General features: G+C 41.6%; 12 protein-coding genes. 1 reads left to right on the forward strand and 11 read right to left on the reverse strand.

Annotation, left to right across the window (positions count from 1 at the left end):
• Positions 1–81 precede the first annotated feature (81 nt).
• The 6 genes from I6N95_RS16905 to I6N95_RS16930 all read right to left on the reverse strand — a co-directional run bounded on the left by I6N95_RS16905 (position 82) and on the right by I6N95_RS16930 (position 12,578).
• Positions 82–6,126, reverse strand: a complete 6,045-nt coding sequence (locus I6N95_RS16905; RefSeq protein ID WP_209530115.1) for a SpaA isopeptide-forming pilin-related protein — start codon at positions 6,124–6,126, stop codon at positions 82–84.
• 167 nt (positions 6,127–6,293) lie between these two features.
• Positions 6,294–7,793, reverse strand: a complete 1,500-nt coding sequence (locus I6N95_RS16910) for an AcpB/EbpR/MafR family transcriptional regulator (protein WP_209530116.1) — start codon at positions 7,791–7,793, stop codon at positions 6,294–6,296.
• A gap of 156 nt (positions 7,794–7,949) precedes the next feature.
• Positions 7,950–8,972 carry a LacI family DNA-binding transcriptional regulator gene (locus I6N95_RS16915; protein WP_209530118.1) on the reverse strand — a complete coding sequence of 341 codons (1,023 nt, stop codon included), beginning with the start codon at positions 8,970–8,972 and terminating at the stop codon, positions 7,950–7,952.
• A 190-nt stretch (positions 8,973–9,162) separates the two neighbouring features.
• Entirely contained in the window at positions 9,163–10,434 is a 1,272-nt protein-coding gene (locus tag I6N95_RS16920; protein ID WP_245249599.1) for a PTS sugar transporter subunit IIC, read from the reverse strand.
• 74 nt (positions 10,435–10,508) lie between these two features.
• Positions 10,509–11,240, reverse strand: a complete 732-nt coding sequence (locus I6N95_RS16925) for a 6-phosphogluconolactonase (RefSeq protein ID WP_209530122.1) — start codon at positions 11,238–11,240, stop codon at positions 10,509–10,511.
• 18 nt (positions 11,241–11,258) lie between these two features.
• Complete coding sequence (locus tag I6N95_RS16930) at positions 11,259–12,578, reverse strand: 6-phospho-beta-glucosidase (protein ID WP_209530124.1); 1,320 nt, start codon at positions 12,576–12,578, stop codon at positions 11,259–11,261.
• Between the two features lie 204 nt (positions 12,579–12,782).
• Between I6N95_RS16930 and I6N95_RS16935 the strand changes: the two genes are divergently transcribed.
• Positions 12,783–13,538, forward strand: coding sequence for a MurR/RpiR family transcriptional regulator (locus I6N95_RS16935; RefSeq protein ID WP_209530126.1), 756 nt, complete (start codon positions 12,783–12,785; stop codon positions 13,536–13,538).
• A gap of 97 nt (positions 13,539–13,635) precedes the next feature.
• Here the strand turns inward: I6N95_RS16935 and I6N95_RS16940 are convergent, their stop codons facing one another.
• The 5 genes from I6N95_RS16940 to I6N95_RS16960 form a co-directional block, all read right to left on the reverse strand.
• A complete protein-coding gene (locus tag I6N95_RS16940; protein ID WP_209530128.1) occupies positions 13,636–13,836 on the reverse strand; it encodes a cold-shock protein in 201 nt (66 codons plus the stop codon).
• Positions 13,837–14,109: 273 nt separating this feature from the next.
• Positions 14,110–14,907, reverse strand: a complete 798-nt coding sequence (locus I6N95_RS16945; RefSeq protein WP_209530130.1) for a sugar phosphate isomerase/epimerase family protein — start codon at positions 14,905–14,907, stop codon at positions 14,110–14,112.
• A gap of 37 nt (positions 14,908–14,944) precedes the next feature.
• Positions 14,945–15,901, reverse strand: coding sequence for an aldo/keto reductase (locus tag I6N95_RS16950; RefSeq protein WP_209530132.1), 957 nt, complete (start codon positions 15,899–15,901; stop codon positions 14,945–14,947).
• 28 nt (positions 15,902–15,929) lie between these two features.
• Complete coding sequence (locus tag I6N95_RS16955; protein WP_209530133.1) at positions 15,930–17,207, reverse strand: PTS transporter subunit EIIC; 1,278 nt, start codon at positions 17,205–17,207, stop codon at positions 15,930–15,932.
• A gap of 48 nt (positions 17,208–17,255) precedes the next feature.
• Positions 17,256–17,594 carry a PTS sugar transporter subunit IIB gene (locus I6N95_RS16960; protein WP_209530135.1) on the reverse strand — a complete coding sequence of 113 codons (339 nt, stop codon included), beginning with the start codon at positions 17,592–17,594 and terminating at the stop codon, positions 17,256–17,258.
• Position 17,595: the final 1 nt, after the last annotated feature.

Here is a 17,595-nt window from a genome sequence, read left to right on the forward strand (position 1 = left end):
ATTTTTTAACGTCAAAAAGGCTGGGAGCCTCCCAACCTCTTTGACGTTATTTTTATCAATCTCACCTTACTTTTAGCGATCCTATTCAGAAGCCTGGTGTCGTTTAAGCAACATCACCAAGAAGATTAGAAGCAACCCAACAACAAGTAAAGAAGCACTTGGCGCCTCGCCAAATTGTCCCAAAGGACCTTTAGGTAGTGGCGCTTTTTTTACTGGCACCAGTTTCTGATTGGTAACACTAAGTTGAATTTCCTCAGGCTGATGTCTAGACTCCCTTTCAATTGTAAAAGCATGGTTTTCCGTTCCCAATTGGTAGCCATTGGGGGCTTTGGTTTCCCTAAAATAGTAGTTGCCTGGTGCTAACTGCTCATAGACAATCTCCCCCGAATCATTGGTGACCAGCTGGTCTTTGATTAGCCGACCGTCTGCTGTAAATAGGCTAAACTCGGCACCTGTTAATGTAGCTTTCGTTTGATTGTCCCGTTTAGTTAAGCGAACAGAACCTTGATAGTTAGTCAACCTTCCTTGATACAAGGTATTACTGGCCAAGTTGGCTTGCCCCTGACCTTTTTCAGCAATGTCAAAGGTTATTAGTTGCTCATCACTTTCGCGAATATATCCCTCAGGTGCTTTAAGTTCAACTAGTGAATAGCGACCTGGTGCCAATCCTTTAGCCATTATCATGCCATCTAGTGCTACTAATCGTTTGGTTTCAAGGCCTAATTGACCAATCACGCTGACCACTTGCCCTGCATCGTTACGAATCTCAAATTCGCCACCTGACAAATCTCGGCCTTGACTGTCAGCTTTAATTACCTCCATTTCTCCTTGATAATTGACGATATCGCCTAACTCCACTACCAAGTCCTCAGGTTCCCCTAAACTGTCATTAATGACAAAATGAGTGGGAGTTGTATTTAAGATGTAGCCGCTAGGAGCTTTTACTTCGACCAGTCTGTACTCCCCTGCCCCTAAGCCGTTAGCGGTTAACTCTCCTTGTTGATCGGAAATAATAGTCGTGGTATCCTGGCCGTTCTGATCGTAAACCGTTACCTTCTTGCCTGCTTTATCTAAAATTTCAAACTCAGCTCCTGCTAAGCCAACAGGAAAAGGATGTCCTTCCGAGACTTTTCGGGCTTTGATTCCTACTTCATAATTAGTCATGGAGACTTCTTCAACCGGCGGAGCAGTTTGCTCTCCTTCACGTATGACAAAATAAAGGGGTTGAGTGTTAATCACATAACCATTCGGCGCTTTCGTTTCCACTAACTTGTAGTTGCCAGGGCCTAAATTATCAATATTAATATGACCATCGGTTCCTACTTTGATCGGATTTTCTCGATCAGTCACTAAACTTTCTTGTTGACCGTCCCAACGATACAAGGTAAACTCTGCCCCGGCAATTGGCAACTTCCCTTGACCTTTTTTAGTTAACTCGATTTTGCCTTTAAAATTTTGAAACTGACCTAATTCAATCAACTCTGGTTTGCCTTGATAACGATCGGCAACCGTCAACCAAATAGGATAATCATTTTTGACATAGGCTTGGCCGTCCTGACTAATAGGGGCTTTCGTTTCAACTAAATAATACTTACCAGGTGATAGATCTTCATAAGTTACCATCCCCTTGGCGTCTGAAGTTAATCCCGCAGCTACTAAATCGCGAGAAGCGGTGTAAAGAGAAAACTCTGCTCCCACCAGAGGATTGCCTTGGCCATCGACTTTCTGAATAGCAAAAGAGCCTAAATAGTTGACCATATCAACTTTAACTTTCTCTGGTTTACCTTCCACATTTTCAGGAATGACGACTTTCACTTTTTCCGTATTTAAAATATACCCTGTCGTTCCGACACTTATTTCTTTGAAGTAATAAATACCAGGGGCTAGACCCGTCACTTCATACGTCCCGTCAGCCTTCGTTACACCACGACTGACTTCCTTGCCCTGACTGTCTTCTAAACTAAATTCGATACCAGATAGAGGCATTTTTTCTGACTGTTTTAAGCCGTACTTACGGATTTCTGCAGACCCTTGATAATTCACCAGATCCTGACCTATCTCAATTGTACCGAGAGCCCCTTCTGCTGACTCTGGGACCTTAATTTTTTCAAGGACTTGCTTGTTTAAGAGATAACCATTAGGTGCCGCTAACTCTTTAATTTGATAAGTCCCTGGCGCAACTGGCGAGAATAGGACTTTGCCATCTGTCCCAGAAGTTGCTTTAGCTAAGAGCTGATTAGGATTAGTTTGAGCATACAAGCCAAAGGTTGCGCCTTGAAGCCCTTGACCGGTTTCAGTTTTCTTAATAAAGCTTAAAGACGCCTGGTAATTAATAAAGGGCTCAGTCATACCAACCTGGATCAGCTGATGATCCTGATTTTCAATCACTTCAAAGGGAATTGGCGTGCTGTTCACCATATAACCAGCAGGAGCCTTCGTTTCAGTTAAACGGTATTTGCCGGCGGTTAAGCCTTTAATCGTCAACTTTCCATGTTGATCTGAAATCAGAGGGGCTGTTTTTTGCTCCAGCCATGAATCAGTTTGCTGATCATACCGCTCCAACTTAAACTCGGCCTTAGCAAGCCTTTTTCCCGCTTCATTTTGTTTAATCAACTGCACCTGACTTAATTTATTTTGAATGATTAAAACTTCGCCAGCGGTTGTGCCTTCGTTAATGGTGACTAATTTACCATCCACTAGTTCCTGATCAATGGTATAACCTAAAGCAGTTAAAGTTCCTGTTTCTTTCAATAGATAATCACCATAAGGCAGATTGCCAAACGTAATTAGGCCATCCTGACCGACAGTTCCAGAACGTAACAATTGGCTTTGATGGCGATCCCAAAGTTCAAATGTAGCACCCTCGGGTAAAACCTTACCATCCTCACCGGTTTTTTTAAGAGTAATTGCCCCACGGTGACCAGAACTTGAACCGCCACCTTCGGTCACATTTACCTCAGTTTCACCATCCGTATCGGTATCGGTTTCCGTCTTACCTTCACTGGTAATATGAATCGCATTGGAAACAGTTCCTTGGTTCCCTTCAAGAAAAACCATCGCTTTGTATTCCATGATTAAAGGCGCCTCGATTTGTTGGTAACCATTAATAAACTTAATGGTCATCTTTTGTTGCCCAGTCACATTGTCCGTCACCATGACCACGGTATAATCTTGATCTTTGACCAATTCCTGATTGCGATCAATGGAGATGTCTCCTTGTTGATTGACAGTGGTTTGAAAAATATGCAAGCTAGCCACATCAATCGCTTGATTAGCTGAAGGAACGTCTTCAACCGTCACGTCGTACAAAGTAGATTGACTGCCATTTAACGTAACGGACCAGTTAACAAACCCGTCGTCATCTTGCTTCCCAGTCTTAGTTCCCATCTCATCACCATGGTTAACCGTCACCTGACCATGAAGGGAGTGATCTTCGTAATTGTCATTACTAAACACCGCGTCATTATCATACGTTTCATGGATTTGCTGACCAGCTACACTGGTTTTAAATTCAACTACGTATTGACCTGCTTGACCATCGGGAAAATCAATGTTTAAGGTTTGGTTGTTCGTCGCGCTTGGTTCTTGAATACCGAAAGCACGGTATTCAGCTCGACTTAACTCTGCTCCTTTCAGGATGGCTCCCGAACTTGAAACCGTGTAATGATAGATTTTTAATGAACGCCACACAAACTGCTGATCTGTGGAAATCGGATCGGTTAACTTGGCATTTTCAATATCCTGATCACCATAGTTAACGGCGATTGTCCAAGTAATCGTTTTGTCTTTTGCATTATAACTACCTGATTTAGAACCATTGTATTTGGTTGGCTCATTGGGTTTAAAATCTGCATGATCTTCATCAGTGACATGATCACCATCGTCAGTCTCCCAGTCAACTTGAGCCGTATTGCGGAAATATTTATCTGGATCATTGGCTGAGACTAAATCAGGATCATAATCGGTGGTGTAGCTTACTCTAAAAGCGTGATCTGTTTTCTGATAGTTGCCAATAAACACCACTTTAATAACATTAGTCGCCACATCATAATCAAGGGTATAGTCTGTACCAAGGTCTAAATTTTTCTGAGAATCCTTGTCATAAATAACAAACGTTTCAGTTTTTAACCGTAAACCATCACTTAAAGTATCCTTTAACTGCCAATGATTCATACTGTAATGATTCAAATTAACGTCAATATTCCAGGCAGCCGTGTGTTGATTGTAATCGACTTTGCCCAATTTTTTTATGACATTTTGTGGCACCAGATTGCCTGAACCGTGATCTTCCTCACCAGTATCCGTAACCACTGCATTGTTGATGGTTGTATTTTCATCAACAATGCCATCGTAACCTGTTTTATAGGCCACATCAACGGCCGTGTTAAGCTCACCAATAAACTCGATTTTAAAGCCATCAGCCGTTTTAATCAAACGATAATCCGTTCCTTCAACTAATTCTCGCCCTCGTTGGGGATTGCCAGCTTGATCAAAGGTTACCTGATACAACTTGACAGAACCATCCACTAAGAACATCTGATCATCTTGAAAAGTATCAGTGATCGTTCCATTGGAAATCGTCTTTTCACCATAGTTATACAGCAATTTCCAATCGATAGTTTGGTCTGCTGAATTATAATTTCCTTTGACTTTAGTAATTTCAGAACCATATTTTCCTGACACAGTAGCTTCTGTAGTGGCTTCAGCCAGATCATCGGCTGTTAAACTAGCATGGTTCAAAAAGTCAACCATTCCTCCTGAACTAGGTTTCGCCTCTTCCGCAATTTTTGTGGTATATTCAAGACGATAAGCATCCTTCATCTCTTTAAAATGAACTGTGCCATCAGCATCTACTGTATACTCGCTAGGGTCTGCCAAAACTTCAGAACCGGGAACAACCTTGCCAGCAAAATCAACTTGAACTTTGTAGACTTTGACACTTTCATAAATTGTTCCCTTGGGTAAGCTTTCCGTTACCGTGGCATTTGACAAGCTATCCAAAGCTTTATTCACATCCACATCCCAGATAATCTTATCCGGATTTTGTTCCTGATCAAAATGTCCCTTTTTGTCGATGTTATCCCCTGTATAGTTTGGTTTAATCGTAACCGTATTTTCTAAATCTTCATGACCAGGTGGTATAATGGTAATTTCTCCCGGGCCACCAATCGACTCTTTATTAAACCCACCAGTAAAATGACATTCCCCTTCAATTTCTGAGGCATGTTTAATTTCGTCTGTAAAGGTGATTCGTACTTTACCATCAGTGCCAATCGTCACATTAGCATAGGTATTGCCATTAGCATCCTTCAATTCAAATTGTTGAGATTGAGTGATCGTGATGGTATCCGGCAATGACATTTCATAATAATCACCGGCTTCCATAAGTTGACGAACCTCTTCTGACAGACTAAAAGCCAATGAAAAGTGAATAATATCATCAATCGTTGGATTTTCTATCGGATTTCCCTCTGCATCAGTATAATTTAACGTCATATCCGTTAGAAAATCATCCGACAAACCTAATTGATCATATAACTCTTTAATATTCAGCGGATCACGTCGCGCATCCGGCTCAGCAAGTGGCTCTGATGTGCTAGTTCCTTCCGTTGTGGTTAAGGCTGACTCATCGGTTTCTGCACTTGAACTGATTGAAGAAGTTGGCTCTTCTGTCGTTGGCTCAACCGCTAGCCACTGACTGGGAAATGGGACAGTTAACCTTTGATCAGCCAGTGTGACCGCTACACCTTGATCAGCAACCGAGATTACCTCGCCCTTTAAAGAAAGTGATATCAAAGAATTAATCCCTTCAAACAAATTGACCTTCACCAGATTATTGTTAACAGAGACGGTCCCTTGTGGAACTCCCTGACGATCATTCACCGCTTCCTCTCCCTCAGTTAATCGAACAGACTCAGAGACCTGAATCTCATAAGTTCTGTTTTTTGGATCAGGCTGCAAGTCAAGATTGAGGCTAAACTGCTCCTTTTGGCTTTCCTGACTAAATTGAGCCTTAACCACTCCTGTCGAATCATCAGCTAACGCAGCTTCAGCCAAGACTAGTTGTGGCATAAATGCTTGTAAAAGTAAGATGAGTGTTAAGCATATATGAATTGTTTTTTTCATCATTTCCTCCATTTCTTCAGTCAGAACTGCTCAGTGGCAGCACGCTGAAAAACCCTTAGTTATGTCATAACTAAGGGTAACAAATGGCAGCGAATTCAAATCAGCAAAATGTTCCCGTTTTACCGGAACATTTTGACGACTGCTTTTTTTCAAGCCGTATCAGCGATCTACGACTGACTCGTTGAAAATAATTGCCACAAAATGGCATCTAAATCCGCATAGTCTTCCTTGGTCAATTCTGTATCAAAAATCACGTTAGGAACGGCTTGAAGGGCTTTCTGAGTGACTTTGCTGGTCGATAAAATCAACTGATAGCTCTCAGACAGCCTTTCTTCTGTCACAATACGCAAGTGATAATCCTGTTGATAAGCACGCTGTAGTCTAAGAATCACTCGCTGTTCCTCCAAAACTGGCAAGTCAGTCACTAATAAAATCGTCAAAGGACTCTCCAAACGAGGCAAATCAGCAATAGTCGCATACATTATTAAGTAGCGGGTGATTAAAAACGACCGTTCAGCAAAGATCAGATTGCCGGTTTTTTGCTGTAACTCGTCTATTAGCTCACTTAAAGCCTCAATCAATCGCGGGTATTTGTCCTTCGTTCGATTCCAATACAAATGCCCGTTAATATCCAAAGAAAAACCGTGGAATAGTTGACAAAATTGATGAGAACTATAAGCATAATCCAATAAAAGCTGTTCTTTTTCAAATGACATGTTGATCTTTAAACGTTCTTGAAAGGTTTGTTCCAAATAACGTAAAGACTGAAAAAGTGCCGTCCTTTTTTGCCGATGAAACTGTTGAATTTCTGCTCTAATCTTCGGTGACTGATATAATTCATCGCGAGTCATTAACACACAAAATAAAAATCGCCACTCATCATCACACCATTTTAACTCGACAAACTGACTCATTAACTGTTGACAAAACCGCTGAAACAGTGGATTCTCCTCAGTGTTTTCCAGAAGCTCGCGAGTCACCTGAATGCGGTGTTGTTTTTGACTACGGGTAATGATAATCGCCAAATAATAAGCCAAACGCTGCCGTTTTAATTGGGAAAGCTGACAACCAAAAAACGCTTCAATTAAACTAACAGTTGCCATAATCGTCCCTTCACTTAACTGAGGGAAAGGCCAGATCGCCCCCTTAAAAAATAACCACATGACGGAATGGGAATATTGCCGCACTTGGCTCTCTTGGCCGATCAGCTGAAAGCTGCCTTTTTTGATGTCCAAGCCATAAGGCAGAATTCGTTCTCTGAGTTCATTCAAAACACGCCAAACAGTTGATTCACTGACGTAATTGGCTTGAGCGAAGCGAGTCACACTGGTGATGTTTTCAAAAAAAATGCCATACATCAATTTATAAGCAAGGGTTGCTTGCAGTTGCACTAAGATAAAATCAGTTAACATGCCATCTTCTAACATGTAAAGAAAATAGCCCTTCTTTTTATCGTGACGTAGAGCCATATCATTAAGCCGCGACTCGGCTAGCTCTACTTGAATCAGTTTCACATATTTTTCGACAGTCTTAGTGGAAGCTCCACTGGCGCTAGCCATCTCTTGAACTGTTAGCCATTTTTTAGAGGTGCCCAACAGTTTCAGTAAAACAATCATCATCGCAGTTTCTTGATCAAATAATTTTAAATCCTCTGTATTGATGTCCATGGCGCCCCTCCTTTTTGTCTATTTTACACTATTTTATTCCTGAGATCTTCTTTAACCCTCTCAATTAACTTTCACTGGCCGAAGTCTCTTAGCTACAGGCCAAGTAAGGCGTTTACCCGTTCTGATTGGCCTCGCAATAAGTATCTGAAACTGTTTTTACGTCGTTATTTGAGAAGCGAGGGCAACACTTTCACGCTTAATTAATTCTGTCGGAAACATCTTGTTTGGATAGTCGTGATAAGAGCCGGTAATAGCATCCACCAAGATCTCAGCTGCCGCTTGCCCAATTCCGGCCGCCGGTTGATAGACCGTCGTTAATGATGGCGTTAAGTACTGGGTAATGTCCAAACCGTCATAACCAATAACCGAAATATCCTCTGGTATTTTTAAGCCCGCTTCATAAATCCCCCGATAAGCACCGATCGCCATTTGATCATTTCCACAAAAAAGAGCGCTGACATTTGTTTTTGCTAACAACTCTTTCGTCGCCAAGTAACCCCCTTCGATCGTGACCGCGTTATTAACTACCCACTCTTCCTCCCAGACAATCTGATGATCGCTTAAACATTGACGGTAAGCATCTGCCCGTTCATTCATCTTATAAAACCGGCTATCATTGGCCAACATGCCGATTCGTCGATGGCCCGATTCTATTAAGTAAGAGACCGCTTCATAAGCGCCCGCATACTCGTCTACTAAAATATTGCCCCCTTCCCGCTTATTAATCCCTCTGTCTAATAAGACGTAAGGAAAAGAAAAATGTTGTTTTAATTCTAATAAATTATCTAAGGCAATCGAATTAGGTGTGGCCAAGATAATACCTTCAACCGCTCGATCCATCAATTCTGACATGTAATGCTCTTCCTTTTCATCTGAATGATGGGAATCACACAATAAGATAACATAACCTTTTTCATTTAAATACATCTCAATGCCTTCGATGACTTTCGAAAAAAACAAATCAGTAATATCTGGTACAATTACACCAATGGTTTTTGATTGAGGATTAATCATATTTTTAGCAAAATAATCTGGTCGATAATCTGTCTCTGCTACGACTTTCAAAACTTTCTGACGGGTCTCTTCAGAAAAACGTTTGCCTTTACCATTTAAGACTTGGGAAACGGTTGTGATCGAAACGCCTGACAATCTGGCAATATCTTTAATTGTAACTTTCATACTTAATACGAAGCTGAGATTTCCCCTTGCTGTTTAATTTGCAGAAATCCCAATTTCTTCCCCCATTCTTTTTCTTCTTTCATTAAAGTGTAGCACAGCTAGTTAAGAGAAACTACTGAAATCAGTCGTCAAAAATAAGCCCTTACGCCAACTTTCTGACATAAAGACTTATTTTAAAACAATCTGTCAATTAACTCTCCACAGTTTGAGCAATCTCAGCCATCGCTTCCTGCTCACTTTCCCCAGCTTCCAGTAAAACTTGTTTTTTCTCGGCCATTTTAAAAAAAGGCAAATAGATCAGATAGGCAATCACAATCGTACACGCCGACCAAATAGCCGCTCCTACAGAGCCATTAGTTGCTAGATATGGGCCGATAATTGGGGGAATGGTCCAAGGTACTTGGAAGACAATCTTCCCCACCAAGCCAATCTTCATCAAAAGAAAGGTGGCTGTTCCTAAAATCATCGGTGTTGCAACAAAAGGAATCATCATAATCGGATTCATCACAATCGGAAAACCAAAAATAACCGGTTCATTGATACAAAAGATGGCTGATGGCAAGGCCATTTTGCCTAAAGATCGATACATTTTACTTCGCGATCGCAGCATGGCTAAAACCAAGCCTAACGTAGAGCCAGTTCCCCCTAAACACATAAACAAGATCCAAAAACCATCGGCAATTTCATAAGGAATTGGCTGTCCTTTCTGAAAAGCCAAGGTATTAGCTGCCAAATACCCTAGAAAAATCGGCGAAGCAATCCCGGATAAGACATTGTCTCCGTGGATGCCACAACTCCATAAAAAACAAACTAACAAGGTATAAACCATTAAACCTGGCAAGGTGCTTAAGCCAAAGACTAGCGGCTTAAAGATAAATTGAATGACTTCATTGACATCGACTCCCATCAGTACTCTAATAACCCAAATAGTGGCAATAATCGCCCCAGCTGGAATTAAACTTGAAAAAGACTGAGCCACTGAAGGTGGCACCCCATCGGGCATTTTAATCACAATGTTTTTGCTAACAAAAAAACGAAAAACTTCTGTTGTGAAAAGGGATACAATTATAGCGGTAAACATCCCTGTGGCACCTAATGAATCGATATTAATAGCAAACTCGTCTGTCAAAGTCGCCAATAAAAAAGCAATGGTCGTAATGACCGTGTTCGATATCGGATCCACCTCAAACTCTTTTCCCATGTTGTAACCAATACCAATGGCTGAAACTAGTCCCAAAACCCCAAAGGTCACACTGACAGGAGCATTTAACTGCGCTGAAATCGGTTCAATAAAATCGGTCCAAGCGTTAATCGGTAAATTACCAATGATTAAAAAAATACTCCCCACAATCGTAAAAGGAATCGTTAAAGTGATGCCATTCCGAATGGCAATCAGTCGCTTATTTTCGCCAACTTTTAATAATATCGGTAAAAAACTTTGCTCTAATTTAGCTAAAATCATTCTATTCATCTCCCTCAATCTGGTTTAGGCAAGAGCAAGCCCCATCCGTTAGTGACTTGCTCCACCATTAACGCTTAAACTGACACCATCGCCTCTTTGTCAAGGACGACTAAGCAATTTCCGTGATGATACAGACTGGTGACTGGCCACTGATTTGTGACCTCTCCAGATAATAAGTGGCTGATCGCCTTTTGTTTTTTCACCCCGCTAGCTTCGACAATCACCACTTGAGCCTTGAGTAATTGACTGATTCCCAAGGTAATGCCCTGACTGCGATCAACTTCACTAGTAAAGTATTTTTGCCCAACTGTTTGAGTAGCGTCGGCCAAGGCCACTACATGTGCTGTTTCTTCAAAGTCGACACCCGGCTCATTAAAACCTAAGTGCCCGTTAACCCCGACCCCTAAGAGAGTCAGTGTTAGCCCACCAGCATTGGTAATCACTTGATCAGCTTTGCGACACTCTTCTGATAAATCAGCTGCCAAGGCATTAAAATAGTGAAGACGATCTAAAGACACTCCTGCCGGTCCAAACAATTCTCGCTGGAGATAAGCTAGACAACTACCTGGATTTTTTTGGTCCAATCCTACCCACTCATCTAGTTCGATGTAATGAGCTTTATTTAAGTCAATCTCTCCTGCTTGATGAGCCTTGACCAATAAGTTTAATGTCAAAACCGGGGTATCCCCCCCAGCAAAACAATAAAGACCTGTCGGATTTGACTTCATCACTTCGATAATTTTTTGAGCAGCTAACTGACTCAAATCTTGATAATCTTCGCAAACCTCTAATTGAAATGGATACATGCTAAACCTCCGTCATTTTTATTGGTTAAACTGTGGTAAATATTCCCCATGAGCTTGTAAAAGGTCATCTAACATCGCCTTAGCGTCACTGTCACTCGGGACTAATGGGTTAATTGTCATAGCTAAAAGCGCGGTCTGATAATCTCCTGTGACAGCTGCTTCAGCTGCCGTCCGTTCGAAAGATTTGATTTGTTGGACCAACCCTTTGATCGGCACAGGTAATGGCCCTGTCACTAAGGGAATCGGCCCTTGTTTAGTGATCACACAATTTACTTCTACTGCTGAGTCAGGATCAATGTCAGCGATCGCGCCATTATTGCGAGTATTAACCGTCTGAATATCTCGTTTATCCGTGTAGATCGAACAAATTAAGTTGCAAGCCGCCTCGCTGTAATAAGCCCCACCTCGCTGCTCCAATTGAGGTGGCTTAGTGTCCAACTGCTCATCTTTATACAGCTCAAACAACTCGTGTTCAACTCGTTTGACTACTTCAGCCCGGGTTCCCTCTGTTTTAGCTGCCAACTGCTGCTCAGCTAACATTAAAGAAGTCTGGTAATAATAGCGTAGATAGCCGATCGGGACCATGCCTAATTTTTTCAAAAATTCTGGTTGCCAGCCCAACTCCTCAATATTTTTTAACGAAACCGTCTTGCCAGCGTCAGTGGTCATTAAGTTCATCACTTGCTCTGTCACATCCTGGCCATCAAGGTAAATGCCTTTGGCAAAGACCATGTGATTAAGTCCCGTAAACTCCACGTACAGTCTTTCTTGAGCCACTTCCAACACGTCAGCGATGCCCTTTTCAATGCCGATTGGCCCATTGCATAACCCGACCACTTTCTTCAACTTGCTGTATCGTAGGACGGCTTCCGTTACCATCCCAGCTGGATTAGTAAAATTGACTAGCCAAGCTTCTGGGCAAAGTTCTAGCATCTCTTCACAAATGGCCAAGATAACCGGAATGGTCCTCAGTCCTTTAAATAAGCCGCCAGGTCCGTTGGTTTCTTGTCCGATTGTCTGATAGTTTAAGGGAATTCGTTCATCCTTGGCCCGAGCATCCAACTGGCCCACCCGAAATTGAGTTGTTACAAAATCAGCGTCTTTGAGGGCCGCCCGTCTATCTAGCGTTAATATGACGTTAATCGGTAAGTCAGCTTTGGCAATCATCCGCTTGGCCAAAGCACCAACAATTTCCAATTTCTCTTTACCTGCTTCGATATCGACTAACCAAATCTCAGAAACTGGCAACTCATCGTAGCGTTTAATAAAGCCCTCGATCAGTTCTGGTGTATAGCTTGAGCCTCCACCAATTGTGGCAATTTTTATTCCATGCGTCATGTCACGACCTCCATTCAAAATATAGCGTTTTCTTCTTGACACTTTTAGTATAAACACTCCGACAGCAAATGGAAGGTCTTGGCCTGATCTAGGCACGAGTCTTTCACTTGGTTTTTTGTAACATTTAAGTCACACCTTGTGCCCGAAGAGTCCCTTGTGTTAAAATGAAGAGGAACACATTTTGGCTTTTAGGGAGGTTTTAGTATGTTATTTCTTGATCGGACACCAGATTTAACCCCTTTTGACCTGGAAATATACAAATTTATTTCCGATAATTTAGAACAAGTCTCTTATATGCGCATTCGCGATTTAGCTAAAGCGACTCACACAAGTACGACCAGTATTGCTCGCTTTTGCAAAAAATTTGATTGTTCTGGTTATGCCGAGTTTAGAATTAAATTACAACTCTTTCTAAACGAACAGCACCCAGAGGAGCTTACTGCCGTCGATGAAACCGCCTATATGGACTTTTTAGCTCGCACTTCTCAACCACTCTATCGCGATAAGCTGAAAGATGCCGTGTCTTTGTTGCAAAATAAAGAGTTAGTCCTCTTTATCGGCTTAGGCTCCTCAAATATTATGGCTGAATACGGTGCCCTTTATTTCTCTTCCATTTTTAACATGGCACTGAGAATTGAAGACCCTTCTAACTACCCTATCGATTACTTATCTAAAAGTTTGTCTGACAAAATCTGCATTATCGCCTTATCAGTTTCAGGGGAAACCCAAGAAATCATCAACTATTTAAATCACCTTAATTTTAGCAATAGCTCGATTATTTCCATCACTAATAGCTCCAAATCGACCATCGCCCAGCTAGCAGATGTCAATATTCCTTATTACATTGCCCGTGAATCCAGTTCCGGTGCCGATATTACCTCTCAATTACCAGCTCTTTACACCATCGAAAATTTAGCAAAAGAAGTTCGCTTGTCCTTTCAAACTAATAAAAGAAGCTAAACGTAAGTCCTTTAGCTTCTTTTGCGAATTGACTGCTCTACGCCAAAAAAAAGGCCACCATCAATTAAGATAGTGACCTTTCAATAATCAAGTATGATTATGCTTTGAAGATTTTAACAGCTTGTAAGCCACGTTGGCCTTCTTCAACATCAAATGTTACTGCTTGACCTTCGTCTAAGCTTTTGAAACCGTCTGTTTGGATTTCAGAGAAATGTGCAAATACGTCAGTTCCGTCCTCTTGAGTGATGAAACCAAAACCTTTGTCTGCATTAAACCATTTTACTGTACCGTTATTCATATTAAATTCCTCCTGATACGCACTGTTGTACGTTTATTATTGCAATAAATGTGACGCATAAAAGGAGAATTATATTTATTATATATCTGTCCTAATTCGAATCAAAAATACCACTACATATAATATAACACAGATCATCTTCAGTTGCAAAACTTTTGGATTTCCCTATCACGTAAAACTTTAAGATCAGTCCACGACGTTTTATTGTTATCGCTAATTCTCAACGTCAAAAAACAGGCGCTCACTTATTCCCATTAGCAGCGCCTGATTGATTTATTGACTTGTTTCTCTTTGGATTCTTTCCCCGATCTCTAAAAGATTATTAAAGCCAATTTCTAAACTTTTAAAGATGCCAATTCTTGAATAATCTTGTTCAACACAATAATATTCCACCTTATTAGCTTCACCCCAGCGAACAATGCCTTCAATATCGACTTCCCCTTCGCCAACTTCTGCTAAGTTCTGCTTGATATCTGCCAATTCAAAACCAGAACGATAGTCTTTTAGATGAACCACTGGCGCTCTGCCGCTGTACTTCTTAAAAGACTCCAAAGGATTTTCCCCCGCAATGGTCATCCAATAGGTATCGGGCTCCGAATAGACCCCGTAGCCATTGACTGGGTCTGTCAGATAGTCGAGAACCTTGCGACCGTCGATTTGATTGTTGTAGTCATATTCAGGATTATGAACACCAATTCTAAAACCTAAGGGCGCTAATTTGGCCACTGCTTCGATTAATTTAGCCTTCGTCCGGCGATACCCTTCAGTATGCTGTTCCTCATCGTCAATGTACTTATCGTAAATCGTTTTGCAGCCAAAGGCATAACACTCCTCAACAATCCCATCCAGATCGGTCATAAAGCGGTCATGTTTAATGTGCATCCCCGCAATCTCAAAATCATATTTTTTAACTAACTGGCTGATTTTTTCGACTGAATGCCCCCGCATGCCATCCACTTGAATCGCGGTAAAACCGATGCGCTTTAATTCTTTTAAAGTCGCCTCTGGATCCGCTTCAAACTCTTTTCTAACAGAATACATTTGAGCGGCAATTTTTTTTCTAAATGTCATCTATTTTCATCCTTCCCTGGTGATAATTTTCCATCAACTAATCAGCCTGTAAATTTAAATAAGCCATTTCAGCTGCCGTCAAATTGATTTCCGCCCCAGCTATCGAGGTCTTTAGCTCACTTAAGGTTTCTGACCCGATCACAGCTCCAGTCGGAAATGGTTGATTTAAGACATAGGCCAAAGAAATTTGGATTGGTAAGACTCCTTTTTGCTGTGCCAACAGCTGCACTCGGTCGTACTTTTCCCAATTATCGTCTGAGTAATAAACATCCACAATTTCTTGATTATCTAAATTATGACGGTCAAAACGTCCCGCAAAAAAACCTTCTGCTTGAGAGGACCAGGCAATTAACGGCAATTTAAGCGTTTCATGCCAGGCCTTCATTTCAGCATTAGCAGTCACGCAGTTGGGCCAACGAGGTTGTTTAACACTAGCCAAACTCAAGTTAGGACTGTTAAACGATATCGTTGTTAAGTGATGAGCCTCAGCATAGGCCATGGCTTCTTTAATCCTCGGCAATTCCCAGTTAGACAAGCCTACCCCATAGACACGACCTAAGCTAACTTGTTTATGGAGTCCCTCCATAATATCGCCAACTGGCTGTGTCGGATCATCACGATGCAAAGCCAAAAGCTCGACGTGATCCGTTTTTAAATACTCCAAACTTGTCAGCAAGTCTTCCTCAATCGCGCCACTGTTAACTCGTGGGGCTTCGTTCGTGCCTCGTATCGGATGGCAACACTTGGTTTCAATGATGAGACGGTCGCGATTTTGCCGCTCCTCCATCCAAGCGCCCAAGGCTCGTTCACTATGCCGATAATGACGCGCCGTATCAAAACTCGTCCCCCCTAAAGCAACGTAATTATCTAAGATATTCCACGCTTCTTCTTTGTTGTCGAGACGTAAAAAATCACTAGATCCCATAAAAATAGCTGTACATTCAATTTCTATCTCGTGCTTTTCTTTTTGACCTTTAATCACTATTTTTTTCATCTGCTCACTCTTTTCATTTGGAAATAAATTAAAAATCTAAATCTAAATCATCAAATCGTTGATCCTTTTCAGCCGCTAATTCGGTTGCAATGACTTCTTTCTCATAAAGCTTAAAAAAAGGATAATACATCAAGATCGATGCGCCAAAAACGACACCGACCAATAGGAGCGCTCGCCAATCTAGCGTCGCTAAGACTTGGGCTAAAGGCAACGGCAAATCGGCGACATGATAAGCTGGCACATTCACCCAGCCCCACTTAAAGACAAACCACTGACAAACAGCCAAAAGGGGCGTGCCAATCACAAAGGGAATAAAAAAGTAAGGGTTATAAGCAATCGGCAAGCCATAAAGAATCGGTTCTGAAATATGGAAAATACTGGGAATAATCGCAACCTTGCCTTTCGTTCGAAGACTGTCTACTTTGCTGAAAATGGCTAGGACAGCCAAAGCTCCCACTAACCCAGAACCAGACATCCCGGCAAAAAAATCCCAAAAGTTAGGGGTGAAAATGTGCGTTGCTTCTTTGCCCGCAGCAAGTAAATTGGTATTCAACACCAAATTATTAGTGGCGATCGGTAAGACCAGCGCCGCCAAAATCGAATAACCATTTAAGCCAATAAACCAAAACAACATTTCCAATAACACAATTAAAAAGATCATCACCGGCGTATCAAAACCAGCGATAAGCCGCCACCCCCATTGTATAAGCCCACTTTCCACCACGTATAGACGGCAAGCGTAAAATAGTAGGCTAATAAGGATCAAATACGTGCTTGAAATCACTAATTGATAAGCCGTTTTTCGACTGCCCAGCGGTATTCCCTTTAGCCGCGTACTTTCCTTCTTTTTACCCGCTTGATGAATCACTTCAACCGTCAACAAAGGAACTGCCAATCCGATTAGCAGATTAGCAAATTTCAGGTCCGCCATGTTTACTGACCCACTTAAGACTAAATGACTGACAACCACTGCCACAACGCTTAAAAAGATCGAATAAAAGAATGGGGTGTTAAGGTGCTTGCTGTGATGATAACTTACTGAAACCCCTAGATAAATCGCCAACATCCCATAGGTGCTAAAGATTAAAAACTGCCAAAGGTCCTGCCATTGGCTTAAAAAAGCGGCGCCAAACCAATTAAGTCGACTTAAAAAAAGCAACATGGCAAAAATCGACCCCACTAAAAGGACGATGGTCAAGTCCATCATCCCTTTTTTTATGGAAGATAATAAGCGTTGCTTTTCAATTTTTTGTGAGAATGGTGTTAGGCGACGTTGTAATGTTGATATTTTATCTGCATATGACATTCAGCATCTCCCTTTTCAAATGATCGACATAACGTAAACCAACCAATTCTATTGGCTATTTAGTTGTAACGCAATGGCCGCTTTGAGAATATTTCCGCCATTAACAGTGCCATAATCCTGACTGTTAATCACTTCAATTGGCTTGTGGTAAGCTGCGGCGATCTCAGCCAACTCATCAAAACGATGGCTAATTTGTGGCCCTAATAAGACCACATCAAAGGCCTCGATATGTTCTCGCAGCTCGCCAGCTGGATGAGCCTCAATCAGAATATCTTTCCCTTTAAGCTTTTCGCTATTTTTGACAATCTCTTCCATTTTACCTACCATCACACCGGTCGATGCCCCTAAATTACAGGCCAATAAAATATGTAATTTCTCAAAGTTCATC

This window comes from Vagococcus allomyrinae, from assembly GCF_017829975.1.
GTDB lineage: Bacteria > Bacillota > Bacilli > Lactobacillales > Vagococcaceae > Vagococcus_D > Vagococcus_D allomyrinae.

Excerpts from the sequence above, each read along its gene's own strand:
- I6N95_RS16910 (WP_209530116.1), bottom strand. The coding sequence starts at position 7,793 with ATGGACATCAATACAGAGGATTTAAAATTATTTGATCAAGAAACTGCG.
- I6N95_RS16935 (WP_209530126.1), top strand. The coding sequence starts at position 12,783 with ATGTTATTTCTTGATCGGACACCAGATTTAACCCCTTTTGACCTGGAA.
- I6N95_RS16920 (WP_245249599.1), bottom strand. The coding sequence starts at position 10,434 with ATGATTTTAGCTAAATTAGAGCAAAGTTTTTTACCGATATTATTAAAA.
- I6N95_RS16955 (WP_209530133.1), bottom strand. The coding sequence starts at position 17,207 with ATGTCATATGCAGATAAAATATCAACATTACAACGTCGCCTAACACCA.
- I6N95_RS16930 (WP_209530124.1), bottom strand. The coding sequence starts at position 12,578 with ATGACGCATGGAATAAAAATTGCCACAATTGGTGGAGGCTCAAGCTAT.
- I6N95_RS16960 (WP_209530135.1), bottom strand. The coding sequence starts at position 17,594 with ATGAACTTTGAGAAATTACATATTTTATTGGCCTGTAATTTAGGGGCA.
- I6N95_RS16940 (WP_209530128.1), bottom strand. The coding sequence starts at position 13,836 with ATGAATAACGGTACAGTAAAATGGTTTAATGCAGACAAAGGTTTTGGT.
- I6N95_RS16950 (WP_209530132.1), bottom strand. The coding sequence starts at position 15,901 with ATGAAAAAAATAGTGATTAAAGGTCAAAAAGAAAAGCACGAGATAGAA.
- I6N95_RS16905 (WP_209530115.1), bottom strand. The coding sequence starts at position 6,126 with ATGAAAAAAACAATTCATATATGCTTAACACTCATCTTACTTTTACAA.
- I6N95_RS16945 (WP_209530130.1), bottom strand. The coding sequence starts at position 14,907 with ATGACATTTAGAAAAAAAATTGCCGCTCAAATGTATTCTGTTAGAAAA.
- I6N95_RS16915 (WP_209530118.1), bottom strand. The coding sequence starts at position 8,972 with ATGAAAGTTACAATTAAAGATATTGCCAGATTGTCAGGCGTTTCGATC.
- I6N95_RS16925 (WP_209530122.1), bottom strand. The coding sequence starts at position 11,240 with ATGTATCCATTTCAATTAGAGGTTTGCGAAGATTATCAAGATTTGAGT.